Origin of the sequence: Flavobacterium sp. NLM, from assembly GCF_002210235.1 — a bacterium.
Classification (GTDB): Bacteria; Bacteroidota; Bacteroidia; order Flavobacteriales; family Flavobacteriaceae; genus Flavobacterium; species Flavobacterium panici.
On the sequence record NZ_LIAC01000008.1, the window covers coordinates 35,365 to 51,026 of the forward strand.

Annotated in this window: 13 protein-coding genes; 4 read left to right on the forward strand and 9 right to left on the reverse strand. The window is 32.6% G+C overall.

The features are described from left to right. Positions 1-77 precede the first annotated feature (77 nt). The 3 genes from APR43_RS11255 to APR43_RS11265 all read right to left on the reverse strand — a co-directional run bounded on the left by APR43_RS11255 (position 78) and on the right by APR43_RS11265 (position 4,986). Complete coding sequence (locus APR43_RS11255) at positions 78-1,454, reverse strand: energy transducer TonB (protein WP_053473535.1); 1,377 nt, start codon at positions 1,452-1,454, stop codon at positions 78-80. 1,560 nt (positions 1,455-3,014) lie between these two features. Next, positions 3,015-3,488 carry a hypothetical protein gene (locus APR43_RS11260; protein ID WP_123924571.1) on the reverse strand — a complete coding sequence of 158 codons (474 nt, stop codon included), beginning with the start codon at positions 3,486-3,488 and terminating at the stop codon, positions 3,015-3,017. Position 3,489: 1 nt separating this feature from the next. Then, positions 3,490-4,986: a hypothetical protein gene (locus APR43_RS11265; RefSeq protein WP_053473533.1), complete on the reverse strand. Its 1,497-nt coding sequence runs from the start codon at positions 4,984-4,986 to the stop codon at positions 3,490-3,492. A 327-nt stretch (positions 4,987-5,313) separates the two neighbouring features. On the opposite strand from APR43_RS11265, the gene APR43_RS11270 reads away from it, so the two are divergent. Continuing rightward, positions 5,314-5,730: a helix-turn-helix domain-containing protein gene (locus APR43_RS11270; protein ID WP_053473532.1), complete on the forward strand. Its 417-nt coding sequence runs from the start codon at positions 5,314-5,316 to the stop codon at positions 5,728-5,730. 271 nt (positions 5,731-6,001) lie between these two features. Further along, positions 6,002-7,216, forward strand: coding sequence for a hypothetical protein (locus tag APR43_RS11275; protein ID WP_053473531.1), 1,215 nt, complete (start codon positions 6,002-6,004; stop codon positions 7,214-7,216). A gap of 432 nt (positions 7,217-7,648) precedes the next feature. Here APR43_RS11275 and APR43_RS11280 read toward each other — a convergent pair whose 3' ends face one another. Next, positions 7,649-7,987 carry a cyclic-phosphate processing receiver domain-containing protein gene (locus APR43_RS11280; protein WP_053473530.1) on the reverse strand — a complete coding sequence of 113 codons (339 nt, stop codon included), beginning with the start codon at positions 7,985-7,987 and terminating at the stop codon, positions 7,649-7,651. Positions 7,988-8,245: 258 nt separating this feature from the next. Next, complete coding sequence (locus tag APR43_RS11285; protein ID WP_053473529.1) at positions 8,246-9,973, reverse strand: M14 family metallopeptidase; 1,728 nt, start codon at positions 9,971-9,973, stop codon at positions 8,246-8,248. A gap of 205 nt (positions 9,974-10,178) precedes the next feature. On the opposite strand from APR43_RS11285, the gene APR43_RS11290 reads away from it, so the two are divergent. After that, positions 10,179-11,540 (forward strand): DEAD/DEAH box helicase, encoded by a 1,362-nt coding sequence (locus APR43_RS11290; protein WP_053473528.1) that lies wholly within the window; start codon positions 10,179-10,181, stop codon positions 11,538-11,540. A 177-nt stretch (positions 11,541-11,717) separates the two neighbouring features. Beyond that, positions 11,718-12,164 carry a hypothetical protein gene (locus APR43_RS11295; protein ID WP_053473527.1) on the forward strand — a complete coding sequence of 149 codons (447 nt, stop codon included), beginning with the start codon at positions 11,718-11,720 and terminating at the stop codon, positions 12,162-12,164. A 124-nt stretch (positions 12,165-12,288) separates the two neighbouring features. Here the strand turns inward: APR43_RS11295 and APR43_RS11300 are convergent, their stop codons facing one another. From APR43_RS11300 to APR43_RS11315, 4 genes are all read right to left on the reverse strand, one after another. Further along, complete coding sequence (locus tag APR43_RS11300) at positions 12,289-12,867, reverse strand: PhnA domain-containing protein (protein WP_053473526.1); 579 nt, start codon at positions 12,865-12,867, stop codon at positions 12,289-12,291. 168 nt (positions 12,868-13,035) lie between these two features. After that, complete coding sequence (gene coaD, locus APR43_RS11305; protein ID WP_053473525.1) at positions 13,036-13,494, reverse strand: pantetheine-phosphate adenylyltransferase; 459 nt, start codon at positions 13,492-13,494, stop codon at positions 13,036-13,038. 118 nt (positions 13,495-13,612) lie between these two features. After that, the gene (locus tag APR43_RS11310) at positions 13,613-14,305 is read right to left on the reverse strand and encodes a DUF421 domain-containing protein (protein ID WP_053473524.1); all 693 of its coding nucleotides are present in this window, start codon (positions 14,303-14,305) and stop codon (positions 13,613-13,615) included. 153 nt (positions 14,306-14,458) lie between these two features. Further along, positions 14,459-15,430 (reverse strand): D-alanine--D-alanine ligase, encoded by a 972-nt coding sequence (locus APR43_RS11315; protein ID WP_053473523.1) that lies wholly within the window; start codon positions 15,428-15,430, stop codon positions 14,459-14,461. Positions 15,431-15,662 lie beyond the last annotated feature (232 nt).

Consider the following 15,662-nt stretch of genomic DNA (forward strand, 5'->3'; position numbering starts at 1 on the left):
AAAAGCCCCAAATGCTAATTGGGGCTTTTTATTATAATTTATTTAGAGCATCAATGTTAATCCTTTTATTAAGACAATTAATTTAGTCGGTCCAGTTTTTTTATTTCCTGTTTTAATTTTTCAGGAGTTACTTCTTCAAAAGCCAAATTATTCAATTTTTGTTGCGAAGTTTCAGTTTCCTGAGTCGCTAAATAAGGCTTGTCGTCAACATATTTAATGGCGAAAATAGTAATCTTTTCTCCAGATGGTATATTGTTGAATGAGACATTATCAGCATTTGAATATCCTGTCATTACAGATTTTATACTATGAAATATAATGCTTACAGAGGTATTGCTGTCATTTTTAAAATTAATCACATAATCAATTTTAGACGATTCGTCATAATCCAAAAATCTGTCACAATTTATAAAACCTAGTTTCGCACTTTTAAATAAGTAAGAACCAAATTCCTCTGCTTTTGTTTTTTTTACATCATAATTACTAAATCCGCTGCTGTTAGTAGTAGAACTTAAATAGCCATTATTACCATCTTCATCTGAGTGGATATTAACGGGAAGTGAATATTGAACATTTACAGGAATGCCATTTACTTTGCCCGGAATAAACTTTGAAAGCTTTTTAAAAGCCTTAACCACAGCTTCATCAACCTGTTTGCTTAAGCCTTTTATTATTTTAATATTCGTTACATTTCCGTCTTTATCTACAACAAAAGTAGTTATAACTCTCCCTGAGATAATTTCGTCCGGCAAAACTATACTGTTGCCAAGAGTTTTATATAACACTTGATTACCACCCGGATAAATAGGCATTTCATCAACTTTATTATAAACCTTATTCAAATTAATTGAAACCTCAGCAAGCTGCCAATTAACCTGATCATTTGTTCTCTTTCCGTTAAAAAGCTGCATTCCCTCTTTTTCTTTCTTTTTAGGCATTTCAATTTCAATACTTTTTCCCTTTTTTAAATCACATTTTTCCACACCAGAAACAGCATTTATATCCAGCATTCCTCCAGTTTCCAGTAACTTTCCGTTTGAAGTTGTCGAAAGTCTGCCTAAAAGAATATCCGAAATACTATAATATTCTTTAACCGATATTTTAATTTGTCCCGAAACTTCTTTTTGTGTTTTTGAAATAATAAAACTATTCGCAGTAATCGTTATTTTGGTTTTTTCGGCGCAGACAATCGTAGTATCTTTATTGTTGTTTATTAAAAAGTATTGCGGTTTTTTGTCGTTTTTAAGATAAAAATCCAACAATAATTTTTTGTTTTCTGCCAAATTATTGGTTGAAGACTCCACCGCTGCCGAATCACTTTTTATGCTGTCTGATTCAGTTGTATTTGTGTTCGATTTTTGAGGTTCTGCAATAGAATTACTTTCTTTAGTTTCATTTTTACAAGAAAAAATAATGAAAACCAACACGAATAACGAAATTAATTTGTGTTTCATCAGCAGGAATTTTGATTGGGATTTGGTTAGATTTATTTCAAATATAAAATATTATAACCAACCATTTTTACGGAAAGTCACATTGTGGGGATTTTTTTTAGAATTTCAAATTGATATTCGTTTTCCGTTGAAACTTAATAATTAGGGCGTGCCACCATCCCGATAAAAGGGCTAATTCACTTTACGCATATTCGCCCTTTTATCGGGATGCTGTCGGGCTTTCGCTGCTACTTCGGTAGCTTAGCTCTATCCCTCACGCAGCTGCACTTTGAGGTTAGATTCGTTTCAGGTTTGAAGTTCGTGTTGTTATTTTGAATCTTACGTTTTACTTGCAGATTTTTTTTTAGTTTGATTTTACAATTTAAATATCCTAAGCTAAAATTAACCTTAACGATTACGCGGATTTGTAATCCGTGCCCGTAAAGAGAAGCATTATCAAGACAAAAAGACGTAAAGATATACTTTGCGGGCACGGATTGTAAATCCGCGCTATAGGTTTTCAAGTTTTTTTCGCCGGCGAGCGCGCCAGTGAGAATTCATTCCGTTAGAAATGTTTGGTTGGTAGCCAAAAAAAGATTTGTGTTTATACGTTCCGTAGGAACGTTTGAATAATGTAATCGATATATTTCCGCAAAACAAGTGTCCCTAGAGGACACAATGCAAAACGATTAACGATAGCGCGGATTTGTAATCCGTGCCCGTAAAGAGAAGCATTATCAAGACAAAAAGACGTAAAGATATACTTTGCGGGCACGGATTACAAATCCGCGCTATCGGTTTTAAAACTGATATTCTTTTTCCAATTAAAAAGCCTAATAAAACTTATGTTTATTAGGCTTTTTTAGATTGCGTTCACGAGCGAGATGCTTACGCTAGTAGAGCACAAAGCTTATTTGACTTTTTTGTAAATTTTATACAATAAGTATACTATTGCTGCCAAAAAACATATATAAAATATTTGCCAAATTAGCAATGATATTGAGAAGTCATTAATTGTTACATCTTTCATAATTATATAGTTTAAAGTCTTTTACCTGTAATTATTTCGCCAGTCTTATTATTAATTAAATGATCCATTAATTATTCTATCATTTTTTAATTTAATTTAGGCACTATAACATCAAGATGCTGTTTTTCTTGCCAACGCTATGGCATAAACCGAAGATATTATAAATAGAACTAACGGGATTACAAAAGCAGTGTTTATCCTGTGGTAATTGTACAGTATTCCTGTGATGTAAAACATTATAAAAAATAAGATTACAAAACAGCTCAGCAAAATTTTATAATTTCTGCTTCTTAAAAATAAAACAAGCAGACCAGATGTAGGAATGGCTATTAATCCTTGCCAAAGTATTGACGACGTGTTATTAAAGAGGTCGTACAAAAACTGGTAGAAATAGATCAGTAACAGGGCAAAATTTGGAACCCCATTCTCTTGGACGCCGCTGATTAATAAAAAAGACAGCACTGCGATGAATTTTACAACTCGTAAGTTTATGGACATGATTTATTTGTTTTAGGTGCGTTATTGATATCTCGCTGGCGCAAGTACTCATTTTAGAAGTCTGAATACTCCCAGTCTACCTCATATCTAATTACTTTATTATTGCCTATTTCTTCTAATATATAAACCTTAAAATAAGACTGGCAACCCTTGGGAGGGTAAATCAATGTAATATTTTTTTTCCTTTCCACTTCTTCTTTTTTCTTTTTGAAAAATTCACAAGCCTCATTTTTCAAATTAGTTGTGTTTTCAAGTGTAAGTTTTTTTAAAATATCAACAGAACAAGTGTCTTTTTTGTGCCTTTTCATATCAAAAATGAAACTTTCACCTTTTGTGTTAAAGTAAATTTTACTTTTATTTTCTTGTTTTTCAAGTCCACTATTTTTTTCTCTATCAAATAGTATATATTTTTTGGGTTTTAAATATTTTTCTCCTCCTTTGTATAGAGTAAAATAATCATTTGATTTTGTTTGTGCATTTATAAAATTAATTGTTAGAAATACTAACAGACAAATATTTTTTTTCATATCAGTTACAATTTGAGGGTCCTTTATAAATATATTCATTAATTAATTTTGTAGTCATTGCTTTTTGTTCTGAAGATTGATTATCCCAAGCAATTGTTGTAATATTTGTATCTAGTCTTCCTAAACCAAGCCACGCTATCGATTCATATGTAGATCGAGGCAATCGACTATTGTCAAATTGCTGAATAATACTAGCAATTGTACTTCTATAATGATTAGCCATCATTTCGTGATTCCATGTTGGCTTCCATCTTTTGTAATAATAATCATATAATCCTGGAAAGTTGTCTTTTAGGGAGTTAACATAACTTACTTGTTGTTGAGGATTCATATTGCTACTGTCTGGCATTAAAGTTCCTAGTTGAGCGGCAGATAACATTTTTCGATATATCTCAGCATGAATAATTTCGTGAGCAAATACTGTTGCACTTCCCAAATCTGATAAATTATCCAAGCGATTATTATTTATCTGAACTTCTATTACAAAATTAATAGGTAATAGAGTTTGACCATATACATTTGCAGGTAATGCATTATTAATAGTCAATCTCATGTGACTTACTGTAAATTCTCCGTCAAATTTTTTAATTGCATTTTCAAATCCAGAGCTTGAGTTTTTTAATTTTTCAAAAATGCATTTTGCCTTCCCAGTAAGTTCATCAATAATTTTTTCAGGTGTGGGCGCTGTTATTCCACTTCCTCCACCTGTAGGAGTACCTGAATTCCCACTTGAACCTCCATCTCCAAATGCGCCAGCAATACTAAAGTCCCTAGGAGCTAGAGAGGGAGTTGGAGCTGGAGATTTCTGTGTAACAATAACATTATTTAATGGAATAGCTGTACTCCCTCCTCTTGTGGTTACTATTCTTTCTGCTCCGGGGCCATCTCCTTCGTCGAACATGGGAGCCATTTTACCTGTAACATTTCTTTTTGTATTTGCATCTATGTCAAATACCATTGTCACATCTTTTATCTCTCCCGTAATGATGTCATTTTCAAATTTAGCTCCTTTTAAAAAGCCTTTTTTAAAATCCCAATGAATGATATAACCGCTAAAAAAAGTTAAATCCTCAAACCCTTGCTTTTTTTGCGCATCATCAATTTTATCTTGCGACTCTGGAAATATCTCCTGTATTAGAGCTTGATACTTTGAATCCGATTCATACAAATATAACATTTTCTGTCCTTTGTAATCTGGATCTTCGGGGTTGTCCTTAATAGGTACAGTGATTCCTGTAGAATTATCACTCAGTTGGATTACTTTGGCATTTTCCCAATAGTAATCAAGATTTCTAAATGCTTTATTAAATTCTCCTTCTTCTGATTTATTGGTTGTGGAGTTTGATTTGTAGTTTTCAAACCAATTTTTAGCCTGATCAATTTTAGCATTTTGGCTTATTAATTGACCTGTGTCATTTTCTTCATTGTCACAGCCAGCAGCTAAAACAATAGTGCCAAAAACCAAAAAAGGCATTAGTACTTTTTTTAATCTTTTCATAATAAAATAGTTATAAGGTTAGTATTCTTAAAACTAACCCTTCGAAAAACTATTCAACTACCATATAAGTCATTTAAATGTCAGAATAAGGCATTTTTTTATTACGGAAATACCTGTTTCAAGTTTGACATAATCTCATGCCGCAATCGCATTTAAAAGATTTTTTTAGATATTTAGTAATTTTTTGTTTTTTACTATTTCATGTCTCAAAAATCGTACTTTTGTTTTGATAACGAAATGATACAAATCATTGAAAAATGTATCACACATAGCAAAATATGTTTTTTACATATTGATTGTTGTGAACCTTAATATTATCTTTGACTTATGAACACATTTACAAAACCAAACCATATAGGGCGAAAAATAAGCCGAATTCGTGAACTTAGAGATATGAAGCAGGAAGCTTTGGCGCAGGCTTTAGGAATGAGCCAGCAGGCAATTTCAGTTATTGAAAATAGTGAAGAGGTTGATGATGAAAAACTTAATGCAGTAGCAAAAGCTTTGGGAGTTAATGTTGAAGCTCTTAAAAACTTTTCAGACGAAGCTGCAATTAATTACTTCAATAATTTCTATGATAATAGCGGTAATAATGGTGCATTTTCACATGGACCAGTATTTACTTTTAATCCATTAGATAAATTAATGGAATCAATAGAAGAAAATAAACAACTTTACGAACGTTTAATTCAAGCTGAAAAGGATAAAGTTGAGTATTTAGAAAAAATATTGAAGGATAAATAATTATTCTTTTTACAATATAAAAAGCCTAATAAATTTTAATGTTTATTAGGCTTTTTTTGTTGTTTGGATTTATATGTTTGTCGCTAGCGCGAGCGTCCCGCTCGTGACTATTTTAAAATATCTTAATTTGATTTTGATTGTGTTCACGAGCGAGACGCTCGCGCTAGCGGGGGTAAATTTCAAAAACTAAGAAATAGGAAAATACACAGCTTTATTGTGTGTTTTATTATGTATGTTTGTTGCAAATTAACTATTTACCCAACATATATAAATGAAATTAGTTATCAATTCCTTATTTTTTCTTTTCGGTTCTGCTGAAAAGTTTCAAAATGTTGTATCAAATAAAAACAGGCAAAATGCTCAAGATGAAGACATTAGCCTTTATGCCCAGTTGGTATTGTTTGTAGCTATATTTTTGATTGTTTTTACTATTTTATTATACCTAATGGACCAATGGTCAAAGCATTGGGATTTTTTAAAGAAATTGAAAGGAGTTCTAAAAAAGAATTACTTTGTATTTTTTTTCTTATTTCCAGCTTTTTATCTAATTTATTATTACTCCTATTATTTGCCTCAAAAAAATACTGAATCATATTGGGTAAGACCGGAAACAGTAGATTTTTTATTAAAAGCATCTTTAACCTTTTTAGGCACCGGGGTTTTAACTGGTGGGTTGAAATGGTTGAATAACCTTGCTTTTTTTAAAAAACAATTCTCGGATCTAATAAAATCAGAGGATTTTTCTAATGTTTTGAGTCAGAAAATGAAAGAACTAGCTTTGTCAGATAATTATCTATTACAACGTAATGACCTCGAAGAAATATGGAAAAGGGTTACAATATGTAAGTACGAACAAAAATTTCCAGAATTAGGAGAAGAAATTCAAGAAAAAGTAGAAAACGATCTTTATGTGGATAAATATTTAGATTATTATTATAAAAACTTCAGGATGCAGATAAATCTTAGTTTGGATGGTGACGTTGTTAAAATAATTGAAATTTCTAGTTTTACAATTGTGAGCCATTCAGAGAATGAAATTGAGGTTGATTTTGGAACTACGTCACCAGTTGAAGATACGGAGTTGATTTATTCAAGGTTAAATGGGGAAGAATGTAGGTGTGATGGTGAAAAGCTAATATTTAAGACAGACAAAAATAAAAATGAAAGAGGAGAAGACATACCTAAGACTACACATTTTACCACTAAACTAAGTGGTAAAAAGAAATATGTGATTGAAAGACAAATTGAAATGACACAAGATTTAAAAGATGATCGTGTGTATTCTTTTGCATCTTCAAGAATTATAGAAGGTCTTTCTATAAATATCAAACCTGATGAAAAATTAGACATATTCTTTAGTGCAGTAGGTAAAAATATTTTTCATTTAGATAATCAAATGAGAAGTGTCAACTCAACAGGATATATAACTCGTGAGTTATTGCTTTCAGGAGAAAAATTTAAAATCTTTATTTTTAAGAAGAATTAAAGCTAAAAAAGTTAAATTTATTTTGTAAAGTATTAAATATGTATATCTTTGTTTAAAACAAAAATACTGTAAAATAGTAATTACTTAAAAAACGGGAACCATGACAACTAAAACGATTATTGAAAAAGGAACATTTGTTTAAATTTTAACCTTTTAAAATATATAAAAAAAGCCACTCTAAAAGTGGCTTTTTTTAATACCATAAATTTAGTCGAGTGATTAATTTCATCCCAATAAGTAATTTGTTCTTTAAAAGGTATTTTATTAAACCACCCTGCATGTCTTCTGAATTTGAATTATCATTTTGACATAATTCTTCCTATGTTGGCGCTAGCGTTCCGATAGCGCGGATTTGTAACCGTGCCCGAAAAGTAAAGCAAACTTTGTTTTTTTATTATTGTTCTCGTTTCGATCACGGATTGCAAATCGACACTATTGAGATCTCAAATATCTAATATAATTATCAAGCAAACCCTGAATTTGCTTACTAGCAACAGGGTTAGCGGAATAAACATTGAATTTTAAATTCAGTAAATCTATTCCAGATTCATAAACCAGCCATTTCGCGCAAGCGTAACCATCTTCGGCAACCTGATCATTTTCATCAAGACCTAAATCATTATCAAAACTAATTAATTCAGGAAGTCCTTTTTCAAGAATAACTTTTTTGAAATCATGAGAATTTCTAACCACAACGAAATCATCATTAGTTAGTTTTTTGTAAACCATATTTACGTCTCTAATATCATCGAGAAAGAGTTTGTATGTCATTTTAAAGTTTTAAAAATTATTGAATATTTTGTCATTTCGACGAATGAGAAATCGCACTAGAAGCTCGACAAAGATTGGCGATTTTCGTTGTAGACTCACGAGTGCGATTTCTCCTTCGTCGAAATGACAAACTTTGTGCAAAAACTTTGACAAAGTTCTATGCACAAAGCTTTGCGATCTTAACGTTTTTTAAAACCACTCAAAATCAAAAAAATCTTTGCGCACTTTGCGTTAAAAAATATCGGCAAAATAAAAAAACTAAAGCACTCGATAAACAGGATACTGCATATGCGCCTTTTCATAATAAACAGAATGCTTATAAATCCAGTCCAACTGCGCGTCAGGATTTTTAGCAAATTCAGCATCAGTTTGTTTTTTAGAATCTAGTTCCGCTTTTAGAGCAGGATTTTCTTTTAAAAGATTTGCAGCGGTATCTTCAAAAATATATTCAGAATAATGTTCTTTTTGCTGTAAAATAGGGTCGAAGAAATTCCAGTTAAAAAATGAATCAACGCCTTCTGGTTCAAAAGCTTCTACGAGATATTTTACACCTTTTTGATTCGTTGGAACGATATAATCTCCTTTGGCGAAAGCCATTTTAACAATTTTAGAAGTTACCGTTGTATTTCGATGTGCATAATGTCCTTCATAAGCAGACGGAACGGTTTTAAAATCAGCAATTCTATAACTTTCAACTTCAATAATCGTGTCGTTTTTAAGCTGTGTAAACGAGATATTATTGTTTTTTAAAAGGTCAATAATATTCCAATATCCTCTCGGAATAACATAAGCCGTAGGAATCACAATTTCCTTAACCGATTTAAATTCTTTGATATACGGAACGTCTTTTTTATAAGGTTTGCTTCGGTCATAATACAAACGATTTCCGGTTGTGGCGTCGCTTTTTTTGTAACCTGCTTCATATCCTAAAAATGAAAATGTAGTGGCTTTTGTGCTGTCTAATTCCCATTTTAAAGTGTACGATTTTTTAGGCTGATATTGTTCCAGATTTTTCACTCGAAGTTCTTTGATTTTCTGATAATTGGCATCGGTAAAATCCAAAGTCGATTTCATGTATTCGTAGGTCATTTTTACACGTTCGGCATATTTTTTCAACATGTGCGTTTCCACCACAAAACCAATCGTATTAAATAGGGAAGTGTAACCCGTTGTATATCGCGGACTATCAACAAACTGCCCAAAACCTTTGTCTGGAGTATCTTTAAAAGAATCTACATAAGGTGTTGTTTCGATTTTCTTTTTCTGAAGATCTTTTACCAAAGCCGGCATCATTTCATTGTTCATAAAATCGCCCAAAACAGTTCCCAGTTTATTATGCTGTGTCATAATATAAGTCAGTTTGTATTGATAATCAGAACCGTTACTTACGTGATTGTCAATAAAAACATCGGCATTTATTTTTTGGAAAATCTCGACAAAACTTTTTGTATTTCTCGTATCCGATTTCATTAAATCACGATTCAAATCGTAGTTTCTGGCATTTCCTCTAAAACCATAAACTTCCGGTCCGTCCTGATTTGCACGCGTTGTCGAATTACGATTTAAAGCACCGCCAATATTATAAACAGGAATGCAGACTAAAACAGTATTTTTTGGAGCTTTCAGTTTTCCAATTGCTAAATCTCTGTAAAATTGCATTGTGGCGTCGATTCCGTCCGGTTCTCCGGCGTGGATTCCGTTATTTACAAAAAGAACTGCTTTTGTTTTCTGGATTTTATCAAAATCAAATTCCTTGTCAGGATTAAAAGTTACCATGTGCAAAGGTTCACCAGAATCTGTTAAACCCATTTCTTTAATTTGAATCGTTGGAAAATCATTTGCTAAAAGCTTAAAATAAGCAATAGTTTCGGGATAAGATGCGGATTGATTTCCGTTTCCTTTTTCAAAAAAGGTATCGTATTTTTTATTGTTTTGAGCGAAAATGGTAAGCGTAAAAAGTGAAATGATAATGGTAAAAAATCTCATGATTTGGGTTTTTAATAGAAATCAAATATAGAGAAATTTAGATTTAAAGTTAGCCACGAATTTCACGAATTAGCACGAATTAATTTGTGGAAATTCGTGAAATTCGTGGCAAAAACTATTCAATCGTAGCTGAAAACTGTGACTGCGGCTGTAAACTGAATACTAAAAACTGTACACTGCCAACTATTTTCTCTACTTTTGCAAAATGAATAAAAAACACCATTCTAACAATATACTTTCGAATTTAGGCATTGAGAACCTAAACGAAATGCAGGAAACAGCTCAGGACACAATCCTGCACGATAACAATGTTTTATTACTTTCTCCAACCGGATCTGGAAAAACACTTGCTTTTTTGCTTCCTGTTTTAGAATTATTACAGCCTGAAATTTTATCGGTTCAGTGTTTAATTTTAGTTCCGTCTCGTGAACTTGGACTGCAGATTGAGCAGGTTTGGAAAAAAATGGGAACGCAGTACAAAGTAAACATTTGTTACGGCGGACATTCGATCGATACTGAAATCAAAAATTTAAGCAATCCTCCGGCAGTTTTAATTGGAACGCCTGGAAGAATCGCCGATCATATTGACAGAGAAACTTTTAGAACAGATAAAATTCAAACGCTGATTTTAGATGAGTTTGATAAATCGCTTCAGCTTGGGTTTCACGAGCAAATGTCTTTTATTATTGCAAGATTACCGAAAGTCAACAAAAGAGTTTTAGTGTCTGCAACGTCAGATATTGAAATTCCGAAATATACACGAGTTGTAAATCCAACGGTTTTGGATTTTATTGTAGAAGAAGAAGAAAAAGCAAATCTTTCGATGAAAATGATTGTTTCGCCTTCTAAAGATAAATTAGAAAGTTTATTCAATTTAATTTGTTCATTAAAATCACAGTCGGCTATTATTTTTTGTAACCATCGTGATGCTGCAGAACGTATCAGCGACACTTTAAACGAAAAAGGGATTTACGCTACGTATTATCACGGCGGAATGGATCAGGATGAACGTGAGCGTGCTTTGATTCAGTTTAGAAACGGAAGTATAAGTTATCTTATCACAACAGATCTTGCCGCGCGTGGATTAGATATTCCTGAAATGAAACACGTAATTCATTATCATTTACCATTAAAAGAAGACGAATTTACACACCGTAACGGACGTACAGCGCGTATGCAGGCAACGGGAACGGCATATATTATTGTTCACGAAAGCGAAAAACAATTAGATTACATCGATTATGGTATGCAGGTTTTGGATGTGAAAAATGTGACTTCATTACCAAAACCACCAGAATTTCAAACCATTTATATTAGCGGCGGAAAAAAGACAAAACTGAATAAGTTTGATATCGTAGGTTTCTTTTCTCAAAAAGGAAAACTTGAAAAAGATGATTTGGGTCTTATCGAAGTAAAAGATTTTGTTTCGTTTGCGGCGGTAAAATTTGGAAAAGTAAAAGAGCTTCTGAAAAACATTAAAGATGAAAAAATGAAGGGTAAGAAGTTTAAAATTGAAGTTGCCCGAAATGTCATAAAGAAAGAAGAAGAGAAAAATAAGAAATTTTAGGCTTTTTGAGATAGTTTTAGAAAGTTAGAATTATGTTTATACTTCTGTATATCAGGTTTTTATTGTTTATTGAACAACATTAACAATTTTGTGTTAAAAAAATAATGAATTGATAGCTGTTTTTTCAATATTTCTGTGTTTTTTTGTTGCAGTAAAATTGTAAACCCCAAATCCACTATGAAAAAGATTATTACCATTGCCATTTTGTTCTTTAGTTTTGTTTCGTTTGCACAAATTAAAGTTATTGAAACAGTTCCTGTAGAGAAATTAGGAAAAGTAAATAACAACTACATTCAGAAAATTGGAGACGAGTATACTGTATACTACACAAGTATCTTAAACGATGATGATTCTTCTCCGTTAAGAAAATTTTCTTTTAAAAACGTTAATAATGATTATACTAACCTATATAACATTATTATTGGCGGTTTTACAGCGAGTCCGTTATATGACATTAAATTAGAGTTGCCAAACAACTACATTTGGCTACACTACACAGGAAATGTTGTTCCAGACAAAGCTACAGTTCAATTTATGGTTTCAAGCAAAGATAGAGATGCAGCAACAAACAGCGTTTCTGAGCCATTAGTTAAAGATCAAATCAGCAAATTATTCCAAAAATAATTTGTTATCAAAAACAATATATTGAAAAAGGCCGTTCAGTTTTTGAACGGCCTTTTTTAGTTTACAGTTTGCGGTCTCAGTTTACAGTTTTACTTGACTGAAAACTGCGACTGCGACTGAAGACTTATATCTTTTTCACGTACTGTGTAATAATAACAATTTGCTGTCCATCGACTTTTCCTTCAATGTATTCAGCGTTTTCGTGGTCTAAACGAATGTTTCTTACGGCAGTTCCTTGTTTGGCTACCATACTCGATCCTTTTACTTTAAGATCTTTAATTAATACAACCGAATCTCCGTGCTGTAAAACTACGCCGTTACTATCGCGGTGAACCAGTTTATTTTCATCATCTTCGCCTTCGCCAGTTGCTTGTGCCCATGCCAGTGTATCTTCGTCTAAATACATCATATCCAGTAATTCCTGAGGCCAGCCGGCAGAACGTAAACGGCTTAACATTCTCCAGGCAACAACCTGAACCGGAACGTTTTCATTCCACATACTGTCGTTAAGACATCTCCAGTGATTTAAATCAACATTATCAGGATTTTCAATTTCGTCAATACAGGTGTTACAAGCTAATATAGCTTCGTCAATACCGCCTTTTTGTGTTGGTAATACTTGATATACTTTTAGGTTTTCTTCGGCGCCGCAAAGTTCACATTTAGATCCGCTTCGTTTGCTTAATTCTCTTTCGATGCTCATTATTTATTGTTTGTTTTAAAAATGCGAAATTACTTATAATTTGCTTCGCTTGCAAGTTTGTTATTTTTGGTCGTTGCGAGGAACGAAGCAATCTCATTTGCTGAATTTTAGCAGAGTGAAAACTATAGTGTGTTTGCTTCGTTCCTCGCAATGACTTTGCAGATGTAATTATTTTTTTACCCTAACCGCATCCGGAACCAATAATTCATATTCACCGCCATTTCGTAATACATCACGAACGATACTCGAACTGATATAAGACGTTTTTGCAGCAGTCAATAAAAATACCGTTTCGATTTTAGAAAGACGTCTGTTAGTATGTGCAATAGCTTTTTCAAATTCGAAATCGGCAGGGTTGCGCAAGCCTCTTAAAATGAAATTTGCTTTTAGTTTTTTTGCTAAATCTATGGTTAATCCTTCGTAAGTTATAACCGAAATTTTGGGTTCGTCTTTAAAGGTTTCTTCAATAAAGCGTTTTCTTTCTTCTAGTGAAAACATGTATTTTTTTTCGGCGTTGACACCAATGGCAATTACGATTTCATCAAATAAAGAAATCCCTCTTTTGATAATATCTTCGTGTCCAAGTGTTATAGGGTCAAAAGAGCCCGGAAATATTGCTTTTCTCATTTTTTTGAGGTTCTAAGGTTCTGAGTTACTAAGATTCTAAGTTTTAATTGGATTATGCTAAATCTTAGTTTTTTTGGAATTTGGAATTTATCCCGAAACTTCGGGATTGGAATTTATTTTACGTGATTCTAAGTGTTTTTATTGCCGAAACCCATTCGTCTTTTTTACAGATTTCGCAGTTTGTGGTTCCTTTTTTAACTTCTTGTGTATGACCACAGAAAGTGCAGGCGTAAATTCCGTCTGTTGAAATTATTTTACTTTTTTTATTGAACAAAGCCGGTAAAATAGGTAAGCCGTATTTTACATCTTTTTCTTCATAGAAAAATACACTTATTTCGCCGCTTGGTTCAATAAAGGCATGTTTTACCTGTCCTAAATGTTCGATTGATTTTACGCGAAGTTCTGAGAAAAATTCGTCTTGTGCCAAAGTTTCTTTTTTAAAACTCGTTATAGAAAATTTTCCATCGTTAATTAAGCATTCGGTTTTGCCTTCTATAAACTCTTCAAATTTTTTGCTTTTTCCGGTAAGCCATGTTACAGAACGATACAAAATGATAATAACTAAAAATACAATGGCTGCAGGTGCAATTCCAACATCTTCATAAAACATTGGATCGCCGGCAGCAGAACCTAATGCAATGATAATTACGGTTTCGAAAATCGATAATTGTTTTACACCTCTTTTACCGGCCAGTTTTAACGTTAGCAGTAAAATGGTAAACATTACTGTTGAACGAAATATTACTTCCAAAAGAAAAACTTGTGGCAGTTCATTAAAAAATAGTCTATTCCATTCGAAGATTTCTTTCATTTTTTTAGGTGCTAAGGTTCTGAGATTCTAAGTTACTAAGTTTTTTGGAGATTTCTTGAGAAGGACTTCGACTTCGCTCAGTCTGACAGTTGTATAAATTAAAAAATAAAGGTGCTAAGATCTTAGAAACTTAGCACCTTAGTATCTTAGGAACTATGCCAAAGCTAGTTCAATCGCATTTGTAAATAATTCTTCCAGAGAAATTCCGGCTGCTTTTGCTTGCTGCGGAATCAAACTTTCGGTTGTTAAACCCGGAATTGTGTTCATTTCCAGCATGTATGGTTCGTTGTCTACAATGATGAATTCGCTTCTTGAAAATCCTTTCATTTTTAAAACTTCGTAGGCACGTTTTGCTGTTTCTCCCACTTTTTTTGTCAACTCGTCAGAGATTCTGGCTGGTGTGATTTCTTGTGATTTTCCTTCGTATTTAGCTTCGTAATCGAAGAAATCATTGTCTGATACAATTTCGGTAATTGGTAAAACGATAACTTCTCCTTTGTAATTAATTACACCTACAGAAACTTCGGTTCCATCAAGGAAACTTTCAATGATAATTTCGTTATCTTCTTTATACGCTACTTCAATTGCGATAGGAAGTTCAGCTTCGCTTTTTACTTTTGAAATTCCAAAACTTGAACCCGCTTTGTTTGGTTTTACAAAACATGGCAGGCCTACTTTTTTAACGATTTCGGCAGTATTGATTTCGTCTCCTTTATTCAAATAATAAGAAATTGCCGTTTTGATTCCGTATGGTTTTAAAACAGATAATAAGTCTCTTTTGTTGAAAGTCAATGCCGATTGGTAATAATCGCAAGACGATTGCGGAATACCTAATAATTCAAAATAAGCCTGCATTAATCCATCTTCGCCCGGAGTTCCGTGAATGGCGTTGAAAACACAGTCAAATGTGATTTTTTCTCCATTTACCGTAACAGAAAAATCATTTCTGTCAATTGGGAATTCGGCGTCGTTTGCGTCTACATAAACCCATTTTTCTTTAAAAATATGAACACGGAATCCGTTGTATTTTGTTTTGTCAAGATATTGGTAAACAACGTTTCCGCTGATAAGCGAGATTTTGTATTCGCTTGAATATCCGCCCATGATGATGGCAATGTTTTTCATTTATATGTTTTGTTTTATATTTTGTTTCAGGTTTTCTTTGTTTCAGGTTTCAGGTTTTTTGTCACGAATTTCACGAATTATTTTTTTCAAATCTGTTTACATCTGTAAAATCCTTGTGCCAACTACATCCAGCATTCACTAGGGTTATCTGCCTAATTGAGGAGTTTATTGTTTTAAACAAAATTATCATTTTTTTTGAAATGAAATACTTTATCTTTGCGACAACTAAAAA

Bases quoted from the DNA above. Each gene is read 5' to 3' on its own strand.
- APR43_RS11255 (WP_053473535.1), bottom strand. From the start codon at position 1,454: ATGAAACACAAATTAATTTCGTTATTCGTGTTGGTTTTCATTATTTTT.
- APR43_RS11260 (WP_123924571.1), bottom strand. From the start codon at position 3,488: ATGAAAAAAAATATTTGTCTGTTAGTATTTCTAACAATTAATTTTATA.
- APR43_RS11265 (WP_053473533.1), bottom strand. From the start codon at position 4,986: ATGAAAAGATTAAAAAAAGTACTAATGCCTTTTTTGGTTTTTGGCACT.
- APR43_RS11270 (WP_053473532.1), top strand. From the start codon at position 5,314: ATGAACACATTTACAAAACCAAACCATATAGGGCGAAAAATAAGCCGA.
- APR43_RS11275 (WP_053473531.1), top strand. From the start codon at position 6,002: ATGAAATTAGTTATCAATTCCTTATTTTTTCTTTTCGGTTCTGCTGAA.
- APR43_RS11280 (WP_053473530.1), bottom strand. From the start codon at position 7,987: ATGACATACAAACTCTTTCTCGATGATATTAGAGACGTAAATATGGTT.
- APR43_RS11285 (WP_053473529.1), bottom strand. From the start codon at position 9,973: ATGAGATTTTTTACCATTATCATTTCACTTTTTACGCTTACCATTTTC.
- APR43_RS11290 (WP_053473528.1), top strand. From the start codon at position 10,179: ATGAATAAAAAACACCATTCTAACAATATACTTTCGAATTTAGGCATT.
- APR43_RS11295 (WP_053473527.1), top strand. From the start codon at position 11,718: ATGAAAAAGATTATTACCATTGCCATTTTGTTCTTTAGTTTTGTTTCG.
- APR43_RS11300 (WP_053473526.1), bottom strand. From the start codon at position 12,867: ATGAGCATCGAAAGAGAATTAAGCAAACGAAGCGGATCTAAATGTGAA.
- coaD (WP_053473525.1), bottom strand. From the start codon at position 13,494: ATGAGAAAAGCAATATTTCCGGGCTCTTTTGACCCTATAACACTTGGA.
- APR43_RS11310 (WP_053473524.1), bottom strand. From the start codon at position 14,305: ATGAAAGAAATCTTCGAATGGAATAGACTATTTTTTAATGAACTGCCA.
- APR43_RS11315 (WP_053473523.1), bottom strand. From the start codon at position 15,430: ATGAAAAACATTGCCATCATCATGGGCGGATATTCAAGCGAATACAAA.